Here is a 9338-nt window from a genome sequence, read left to right on the forward strand (position 1 = left end):
GTATGCATGAATACTCGGTCGTTTCTTCTTTAATCGCTCTTTGCGAAGAGCATGCGAAGAAGAATCAAGCCCATAAGATTGAAAGAGTCGTGGTCGGTATTGGCGAAAGAAGCGCTATGGATAAGAGCTTGTTCGTGAGCGCGTTTGAGACTTTTAGAGAAGAATCTTTGGTGTGTAAAGACGCTATTTTAGACATTGTGGATGAAAAGGTTGAATTGGAGTGTAAGGATTGTTCGCATGTTTTTAAGCCTAACGCCCTAGATTATGGGGTGTGTGAGAAATGCCACAGCAAGAATGTTATTATCACTCAAGGCAATGAAATGCGTTTGTTGTCTTTAGAAATGTTAGCGGAATAAAAACCGATGCAAGAAGAATTGAACGCTTACCAGCAAGAAATTGAAGACACTAGGGGAGTTTTAAAAAAAATCCGTTTGGAATTGAAGCAAGTTCAAGAAATCTTGCGTAAGAAAAAGAGCGTTTTAAAAGGTTTGAAACAAGAAATCTATCAAAAAAAATTAGAAAAAGAAAATTCCCGCTCAAACAAAGAAACGCAAAATACAGGAGAAGAATGGATTTTCCCTAAAGCCCTTGAAGAAGTGGAGATTTTCACTAGTGATAATCAGGTTATCATGGCAAAACCAAGCAAGCGCGTGTTTGATGAGAGAGTTTACTTGCAATACCGCAGCGTTTTGCGCGAAAATAGGCTTTTAAAAAACCATCTCTCTAAAAAAGATTTTGAAAATTCGTTGCTCAAAATTGAATTGAGGGATTTGCATAAAGAAATCAAGCTCTATCAAGTCCAAAACCTTTTGAAAGACAAATAATGCCCACGATTTTAGTGAGCGCTTTAGAAGCGAGCTCTAATGTGCATTTAGAGGAATTACGCCACAATTTGCCTAAAGATTATCGTTTCATTGGCGTGTTTGAAGGGAAAGAAGCACTCTATAGCCCTAGGGAATTTTCTGTCATGGGTTTTAGAGATGTGATAGGCCGTTTGGGGTTTTTACTCAAAGCCCATAAAGAAATGGTCCAATTAGCCAAACAAGCGGATATGGTGCTTTTAATGGATTCTTCTTCTTTCAATATCCCCCTAGCCAAAAAAATCAAAAAACAAGATCCGCATAAAAAAATCATGTATTATATTTTACCGCAAGTTTGGGCATGGAAAAAATGGCGCGCTAAAAGCCTTGAAAAATACTGCGATTTTTTGGGAGCGATTTTGCCTTTTGAAGTGGGCTATTACCAAAAAAAAGCCCAATATGTGGGACACCCTTTATTAGATGAAATTAAATATTATAAAAAAGATATTAAGGGCGAAACTCTAGTGTTTATGCCAGGAAGCCGAAAAAGCGAAATCGCTAAAATGTTCCCTTTGTTTGTCAAAGTAGCTCAAATTTTAGAACAAAACGAAGGGTTTAAAAGGCGTGTGTTAGTCGTGCCGAGTTTCTTTAAGGGGTTGGATCTGAAAGCTCTTTATGGAGAAGACATTCAATTATTTGAAATTTCTTATGATGCGCATAAGAGTTTGTTTGAAGCGGAGTTTGCGTTCATTTGCAGCGGCACAGCGACTTTAGAGGCCGCCTTGATTGGCACGCCTTTTGTGTTAGCGTATAGGGCTAAAACGATGGATTTTTTGATCGCTAGAATGTTGGTCAATTTGCATTATATAGGTTTAGCGAATATTTTTTATAACGCCTTAAATGATGAAACTCCTGGGCTTGGGGAGAGCCAATTGCACCCAGAATTGATCCAGCATTTTTTGAGCGTAGAGGGTTTGTTAAAAGCGTATAAAGAAATGGACAGAGAGCGCTATTTTAAAGAAAGTTTGAGATTAAGGGAATATTTAAAACATGGGAGCGCGAGAAAAGTCGCCGAAGAGATGGCTTTTTTGCTGAATTTAACTTAATTTTTACTATAATCTCTACTGAAAAGCTTAGGAGATTAAATGAATAAAGAACCTATGAGTATGCATGGATACAATAAAATTTGCGCGGAATTAAAGCAATTAAAAGAGGTGGAACGGCCCAATATTGTGAAAGAAATTGATATTGCTAGAGGGCATGGGGATTTGAAAGAAAACGCTGAATACCATGCTGCTAAAGAAAAACAACGCTTCATTGAAGCGAGGATCGTGGATTTAAGCGAAATTGTCGCTAACGCTCAAGTGATTGATCCGAGCGTTTTAGCCCATAATAAAGTGAGTTTTGGCAGCACGATTAAAATCCTTAATTTAGACAACGATAAAGAGTTTTCTTACACGATAGTAGGGAGCGTGGAGAGCGATCCGGCTAAAGGGTTGATCTCTTTTGGTTCGCCGATCGCTAAGAGTTTGATAGGCAAGAGCAAGGGTGATGCGGTGAGCATTCAATTGCCCAATGGCGAGAGCGATTTTGAAATTTTAGACATTTATTATAAAGAGATTTGTTTTGATGAAAGTTAAAATCCAAAAAATCCACCCAAACGCCCTTATCCCTAAATACCAAACCGAGGGTTCTTCAGGCTTTGATTTGCATGCTGTAGAAGAAGTAACGATCAAACCTCATAGCGTGGGCTTGGTGAAAATAGGGATTTGTTTGTCTTTAGAAGTGGGGTATGAATTGCAAGTGCGCACCCGTAGCGGTTTGGCTTTGAATCATCAGGTGGTGGTGTTGAATTCTCCTGGCACGGTGGATAATGATTATAGGGGCGAAATTAAGGTCATTTTAGCGAATTTGAGCGATAAAGATTTTAAAGTCCAAGTAGGGGATAGGATCGCTCAAGGGGTGGTTCAAAAAACTTATAAAGCCGAATTTATAGAATGCGAACGATTAGATGAAACTTCAAGGGGTAGTGGGGGGTTTGGCAGCACAGGAGTGAGTAAGGCATGAGTATTAAGGAAAATTTAGAGCAAGTTAGAAACGAATTTAAAAGCGATGAAAAGCTTTTAGAAGGAGCGTTTAGATTAGAAAAGTTTTTCAAACGCTACAAGTGGGTGTTGTTGTTTATTGTGGTGGCTTTTATCGCTTATTTAGGGGATACAAAATTGCAAGATTATAAGCATGAGCAAACGAGAGAGCGGATCACTCAAATTTATAATGAAGTGCTAGAGAGTCCTAATAATATAGCTTTGCAAAAAAGATTGAAAGAAGTCGCCCCAGAGCTGTATGATTTGTATCAGTTCGCCAGAGCGAGTGAAAGAAACGATGCAAACGAGTTTAAAAAACTTTCGCAATCTTCTAATGAAATCGTTAAAGCGTTCGCCAAATATTCTTACGCATCGCTTTCTAGAGATAAAAACTTGCTTGAAAAAAGCCCCATTCTTAAAGAAATGAGCGCTTTACAAGAAGTGAATTTGTTGTATGGAGAAAATTCTAAAGATGCAATCAAAAAAGCGCATCAAAGTTTATCCACTATCCCTCTAAGTTCTTCACTCTATGCTATAATCTCTGTTTTAAAACATTATGGCGTGTTAGAAGATATTCAGCAAAACCCTTCCAAACCAACCAATCTAAAGAAAGAAACCATTCAAGGAACGCATTGATTTGATGAATAAACCATTTTTAATCTTACTCATAGCCCTAATTGTCTTTAGCGGCTGTAACATGAGAAAATATTTCAAACCCGCTAAACACCAAATTAAAGGCGAAGCGTATTTCCCTAACCATTTGCAAGAAAGTATCGTTTCGTCCAATCGTTATGGAGCCATTTTGAAAAATGGAGCGGTTATAGGCGATAAAGGTTTAACGCAGCTAAGAATCGGTAAGAATTTCAATTATGAAAGCAGTTTTTTAAATGAGAGTCAGGGGTTTTTCATCCTTGCGCAAGATTGTTTGAACAAGATTGATAAAAAAACAAGCAAAAGCAAGGTGGCTAAGACTGAAGAAACGGAATTGAAATTAAAGGGCGTTGAAGCGGAAGTCCAAGATAAAGTCTGTCATCAAGTGGAATTGATTAGCAATAACCCTAACGCCAGCCAACAATCTATCGTTATTCCTTTGGAGACTTTTGCCTTGAGCGCGAGCGTTAAAGGGAATCTTTTAGCGGTGGTGTTAGCGGACAATTCAGCGAATTTATACGACATCACTTCTCAAAAATTGCTTTTTAGCGAGAAAGGTTCCCCAAGCACCACGATCAATTCTTTAATGGCGATGCCTATTTTTATGGATACGGTCGTGGTGTTCCCTATGCTAGATGGGCGCTTGTTGGTCGTGGATTATGTGCATGGAAACCCTACGCCTATTAGAAACATTGTTATCAGCAGCGATAAGTTTTTTAACAATATCACTTACCTTATCGTAGATGGCAATAACATGATCGCTTCTACAGGGAAAAGAATACTCTCAGTGGTGAGCGGTCAAGAGTTCAACTATGATGGGGATATTGTGGATTTGCTTTATGATAAGGGGACTTTATACGTGCTCACGCTAGACGGGCAGATTTTGCAAATGGATAAGAGTTTGAGGGAATTAAACAGCGTGAAACTGCCCTTCGCTTCGCTCAATACGATTGTATTAAACCATAATAAATTGTATTCTTTAGAAAAGCGTGGGTATGTGATAGAGGTGGATTTGAATGATTTTGATTCGTATAATGTCTATAAAACGCCAACTATAGGCAGTTTTAAGTTTTTTTCATCCAATCGTTTGGATAAAGGGGTGTTTTATGATAAAAATCGGGTGTATTATGACCGCTACTATTTAGATTATAATGATTTTAAACCAAAACTTTATCCCGTTGTGGAAAAATCGGCATCTAAAAAATCTCAAAAAGGCGAAAAAGGGAACGCTCCTATTTATTTGCAAGAAAGGCATAAAGCTAAAGAAAAGCCTTTAGAAGAAAACAAAGTTAAGCCAAGAAATAGCGGGTTTGAAGAAGAAGAAGTTAAAACCAGAAGGCCTGAGCCTATTAAGGATCAAAATAACGCTATCCAAAAAGGCATAAAAGAAAATCAAGAAAACAAAAACGCTCCTGCTTCAAAAGAGAGTAACCAAAAAGGCGCAGAAAACGCTCCTGCTTCAAAAAAGGATAACGCTATTAAAGAAGCGCCAAAACTCAGCCCTAAAGAAGAAAAACGCCGCTTGAAAGAAGAAAAGAAAAAAGCCAAAGCCGAACAAAGAGCGAGGGAATTTGAACAAAGAGCGAGGGAGTATCAAGAAAGAGATGAAAAAGAGCTTGAAGAAAGAAAAAAAGCTTTAGAAATGAATAAGAAGTGAGTCTATGCCAGCTAGGCAATCTTTTACAGATTTGAAAAACCTGGTTTTATGCGATATAGGCAATACGCGCATCCATTTCGCGCAAAACTACCAGCTCTTTTCAAGCGCTAAAGAAGATTTAAAGCGTTTGGGTATTCAAAAGGAAATTTTTTACATTAGCGTGAATGAAGAAAATGAAAAAGCCCTTTTAAATTGTTACCCTAACGCTAAAAATATTGCAGGGTTTTTTCATTTAGAAACCGACTATGTAGGGCTTGGGATAGACCGGCAAATGGCATGTTTAGCACTAAATAATGGCGTGGTGGTGGATGCGGGGAGTGCGATTACGATTGATTTAATCCAAGAGGGCAAGCATTTAGGAGGGTGTATTTTGCCCGGTTTAGCCCAATATATTCATGCGTATAAAAAAAGCGCTAAAATTTTAGAGCAACCTTTCAAAGCATTGGATTCTTTAGAAGTTTTACCTAAAAACACCAGAGACGCTGTGAATTACGGCATGGTTTTGAGCGTCATCTCTTGTATCCAACATTTAGCTAAAGATCAAAAAATCTATCTTTGTGGGGGCGATGCGAAGTATTTGAGCGCGTTTTTACCCCATTCTGTTTGCAAGGAGCGCTTGGTTTTTGACGGGATGGAAATCGCTCTTAAAAAAGCAGGGATACTAGAATGCAAATGATGCAGAATTTGAGTTTTTTGGGCATGTTTTTAGCCGCTTTGAGCATGTCCTTAGGGCATTGTGTGGGCATGTGTGGGGGGATTGTGAGCGCGTTTAGTCAAATAAGATTTTCTAAAGTTACAAGCTTTTCTTACCAGCTCACTTGCCATGCCCTTTATAATGTAGGAAGGATCAGCACCTACATGCTTTTAGGGGCTATAACGGCAGGTTTAGGGCGTAGTCTTAGCGTGAACATGGGTTTTAGGGGTGTTTTATTGATGAGCATGGGGATTGTTTTAATCCTTTTAGCGCTCTTGGGAGCTAAAGTGGAAAAATTAAGCTTTCAAATCCCTTTCATCTCTTTTTTGATGAAAAAAACCTTACAATCTCAAAACATTCTGGGGCTGTATTTCTTGGGCGTGTTGAATGGGTTTTTACCTTGCATGATGGTGTATTCGTTTTTAGCGAGCGTAATTCTCAGTCATAGCGCGTTTATGGGAGCGATGTTAGGCCTTTCTTTTGGGCTTGGCACCAGCGTGCCGTTGTTTTTAATGGGGATTTTTTTAAGCAAAATTTCCATTTCTTACAGGAAATTTTTCAATCTTTTGTCTAAAGGCTTAATGGGGGTTTTTGGGCTTTATGTCCTTTATATGGGGATCATGCTCATTAGCCACCAAACACCCCATGCGATGCACCACCAAAGCGATATGATGCGCCATCAAAACAACGCCACACCACAGCAAGAGAGCCACCATGACCACTAACAAAGCCCTTTTTTTGGACAGAGACGGCATTATCAATGTTGATAAAGGCTATGTGAGTCAAAAAGAAGATTTTGAGTTTCAAAAAGGGATTTTTGAATTGCTAAAGCATGCGAAATTTTTAGGCTACAAACTGCTTTTAATCACCAACCAATCCGGGATCAACCGGGGCTATTACACCCTTAAAGATTTTGAAAACCTCACCCAATACCTCCAAGAAAGCTTGCTCAAAGAATTGGGTTTTAATTTGGATGGCATCTATTTTTGCAGGCACGCTCCAGAAGAAAATTGCGCTTGCAGAAAGCCAAAGCCCTTTTTGATTTTACAAGCCGCTAAAGAGCATCAAATTTGCTTGGAGCAATCTTTTATGATAGGCGATAAGGAGAGCGACATGTTAGCCGGTTTGAACGCTAAAGTTAAAAATAACCTTTTATTGAGTGCAAGTTTTTTAAAAACTCCTCATTCTTGGATACAATGTAAAGATCTTAAAGAGATGATGGAACTAATCAAATAAGGATAAGAATGCGTTATATTGATGATGAATTAGAAAATCAAACGATTTTAATCACCGGTGGGGCTGGCTTTGTAGGCAGTAATCTGGCCTTTTATTTTCAAGAGAACCACCCTAAAGCTAAAGTAGTCATTTTGGATAAATTCCGCAGTAACACGCTTTTCAGTAATAACCGCCCCAGTTCTTTAGGGCATTTTAAGAATTTAATCGGTTTTAAGGGTGAGGTGATTGTAGCTGATATTAATAACCCCTTAGATTTAAGGCGTTTAGAAAAATTGCATTTTGATTATTTGTTCCACCAAGCGGCTGTCTCTGATACGACCATGCTGGATCAAGAATTAGTGATGAAAACCAATTATCAGGCTTTTTTAAACCTTTTAGAAATCGCTCGATCAAAAAAGGCTAAAGTGATTTATGCTTCTTCAGCGGGCGTTTATGGCAACACCAAAGCCCCCAATGTGGTAGGCTCAAACGAAAGCCCTGAAAATGTTTATGGCTTTTCCAAGCTTTGCATGGACGAATTTATTCTTTCGCATTCAAGCGATAACATTCAAGTAGGCTTAAGGTATTTTAATGTCTATGGGCCTAGGGAATTTTATAAAGAAAAAACCGCTTCTATGGTTTTGCAGCTCGCTTTGCAAGCGATGGCGTTTAAGGAAGTCAAGCTTTTTGAATTTGGCGAGCAATTAAGGGATTTTGTCTATATTGAAGATGTGATCCAAGCGAATGTGAAAGCGATGAAGGCTCAAAAAAGCGGGGTTTATAATGTGGGCTATTCGCAAGCCAGAAGTTATAATGAAATCGTTAACATTTTAAAAGAGCATTTAGGGGATTTTAAAGTGAGCTATATTAAAAACCCTTATGCTTTCTTCCAAAAGCACACCCAAGCACACATTGAGCCTGCTATTTTGGATTTGGATTACACCCCTTTATACGATTTAGAAAGCGGCATTAAAGATTATTTGCCCCATATCCATGCGATTTTTAAAGGACAATGCGCATGAAAAAAATCCTAGTCGTAGGCGATCTGATCGCTGATTATTACCTGTGGGGGAGGAGCGAACGCCTTTCGCCTGAAGCTCCTGTGCCTGTTTTAGAAGTCAAAAAAGAGAGCAAGAATTTAGGCGGAGCGGCCAATGTGGCTAATAACCTTATCTCTTTAAAAGCTAAAGTCTTTTTATGTGGGGTGGTGGGCGATGATTTAGAGGGCAAGCATTTCATTAGCGCTTTAAAAACAAGAGGGATTGACACTTCAGACGTCTTAATAGATAAAACCCGTTGCACCACGCTTAAGACGCGCATTATCGCACAAAACCAGCAAATCGTGCGCGTGGATAAGGAAATCAAAGACCCCTTAAACGCTGATTTAAGAAAGAATCTTTTAGATTTTTTCACAGAAAAAATCCAAGAAATAGATGGCGTGATCCTTTCAGATTACAATAAGGGCGTGTTGGATTTTGAACTCACTCAAACAATGATCGCTCTAGCCAACCAACACCACAAGCTCATTTTATGCGACCCTAAAGGGAAAGATTATAGCAAATATTCTCATGCGAGTTTGATCACGCCTAATCGCACTGAATTAGAGCAAGCGCTCCATTTGAAATTAGACAGCCAAGCGAATTTATCAAAAGCGCTCCAAATCTTAAAAGAAACTTATCAAATCGCCATGCCTTTAGTCACTTTGAGCGAACAAGGCATCGCTTTTTTAGAAAAAAACGAGCTAGTCAATAGCCCCACTATCGCTAAAGAAGTTTATGATGTCACGGGGGCAGGCGATACGGTGATCGCGTCTTTAACGCTCTCTTTATTAGAATCAAAAAGCCTAAAAGATGCTTGCGAGTTTGCCAATGCGGCGGCGGCTGTGGTGGTGGGTAAAATGGGGAGCGCGTTAGCGAGTTTAGAAGAAATCGCTTTGATTTTGAACCAAACGCACCCTAAAATTCTCCCTTTAGAAAAGCTGTTAGAAACTTTAGAGCACAACCAGCAAAAAATCGTTTTCACCAATGGCTGTTTTGACCTCCTCCATAAAGGGCATGCGAGTTATTTGCAAAAGGCTAAAGCTTTAGGGGATATTCTCATTGTGGGGTTAAATAGCGATGCTTCCGTTAAAAGGCTTAAGGGGGATAAACGCCCCATAGTGAGCGAAAAAGACAGAGCGTTTCTTTTAGCGAGTCTGTCTTGCGTGGATTATGTCGTGGTGTTTGAAGAATTAAGCC

At 39.1% G+C, this 9338-nt stretch carries 12 protein-coding genes; all 12 read left to right on the forward strand.

The genetic code is table 11. The features are described from left to right. Window positions 1-2 precede the first annotated feature (2 nt). Window positions 3-356 (forward strand): hydrogenase/urease nickel incorporation protein HypA, encoded by a 354-nt coding sequence (hypA, locus tag BZK24_RS03860; protein WP_000545280.1) that lies wholly within the window; start codon window positions 3-5, stop codon window positions 354-356. Between the two features lie 6 nt (window positions 357-362). Then, window positions 363-824: a nickel-binding protein Mua gene (mua, locus tag BZK24_RS03865; RefSeq protein ID WP_077656624.1), complete on the forward strand. Its 462-nt coding sequence runs from the start codon at window positions 363-365 to the stop codon at window positions 822-824. After that, entirely contained in the window at window positions 824-1906 is a 1083-nt protein-coding gene (lpxB, locus tag BZK24_RS03870; RefSeq protein ID WP_077656625.1) for a lipid-A-disaccharide synthase, read from the forward strand. Before mua ends, lpxB begins: the two co-directional genes overlap by 1 nt. Window positions 1907-1945: 39 nt before the next feature. Further along, window positions 1946-2440, forward strand: a complete 495-nt coding sequence (gene greA / locus BZK24_RS03875) for a transcription elongation factor GreA (RefSeq protein WP_077656626.1) — start codon at window positions 1946-1948, stop codon at window positions 2438-2440. Continuing rightward, window positions 2430-2867, forward strand: coding sequence for a dUTP diphosphatase (gene dut / locus BZK24_RS03880; RefSeq protein WP_077656627.1), 438 nt, complete (start codon window positions 2430-2432; stop codon window positions 2865-2867). Before greA ends, dut begins: the two co-directional genes overlap by 11 nt. Beyond that, the gene (locus BZK24_RS03885; protein WP_077656628.1) at window positions 2864-3520 is read left to right on the forward strand and encodes a tetratricopeptide repeat protein; all 657 of its coding nucleotides are present in this window, start codon (window positions 2864-2866) and stop codon (window positions 3518-3520) included. The genes dut and BZK24_RS03885 overlap by 4 nt, the downstream gene beginning before the upstream one ends. A gap of 4 nt (window positions 3521-3524) precedes the next feature. Continuing rightward, window positions 3525-5192, forward strand: a complete 1668-nt coding sequence (gene pgbB / locus BZK24_RS03890) for a plasminogen-binding protein PgbB (RefSeq protein WP_077656629.1) — start codon at window positions 3525-3527, stop codon at window positions 5190-5192. A gap of 4 nt (window positions 5193-5196) precedes the next feature. Continuing rightward, window positions 5197-5868: a type III pantothenate kinase gene (locus BZK24_RS03895; RefSeq protein ID WP_077656630.1), complete on the forward strand. Its 672-nt coding sequence runs from the start codon at window positions 5197-5199 to the stop codon at window positions 5866-5868. Next, on the forward strand, window positions 5859-6611 hold the full coding sequence (locus BZK24_RS03900; protein WP_077656631.1) for a sulfite exporter TauE/SafE family protein: 753 nt from the start codon (window positions 5859-5861) through the stop codon (window positions 6609-6611). Before BZK24_RS03895 ends, BZK24_RS03900 begins: the two co-directional genes overlap by 10 nt. Beyond that, on the forward strand, window positions 6601-7122 hold the full coding sequence (gene gmhB, locus BZK24_RS03905; protein ID WP_077656632.1) for a D-glycero-beta-D-manno-heptose 1,7-bisphosphate 7-phosphatase: 522 nt from the start codon (window positions 6601-6603) through the stop codon (window positions 7120-7122). Before BZK24_RS03900 ends, gmhB begins: the two co-directional genes overlap by 11 nt. Window positions 7123-7130: 8 nt before the next feature. Next, entirely contained in the window at window positions 7131-8123 is a 993-nt protein-coding gene (rfaD, locus tag BZK24_RS03910) for an ADP-glyceromanno-heptose 6-epimerase (protein WP_077656633.1), read from the forward strand. After that, window positions 8120-9338, forward strand: a 1219-nt coding sequence (gene rfaE1 / locus BZK24_RS03915) for a D-glycero-beta-D-manno-heptose-7-phosphate kinase (RefSeq protein WP_077656634.1), incomplete at its 3' end; no start/stop codon positions are given. The genes rfaD and rfaE1, both read left to right, overlap by 4 nt.

It is taken from the genome of Helicobacter pylori (genome assembly GCF_001998165.1).
Taxonomy (GTDB): domain Bacteria; phylum Campylobacterota; class Campylobacteria; order Campylobacterales; family Helicobacteraceae; genus Helicobacter; species Helicobacter pylori_DL.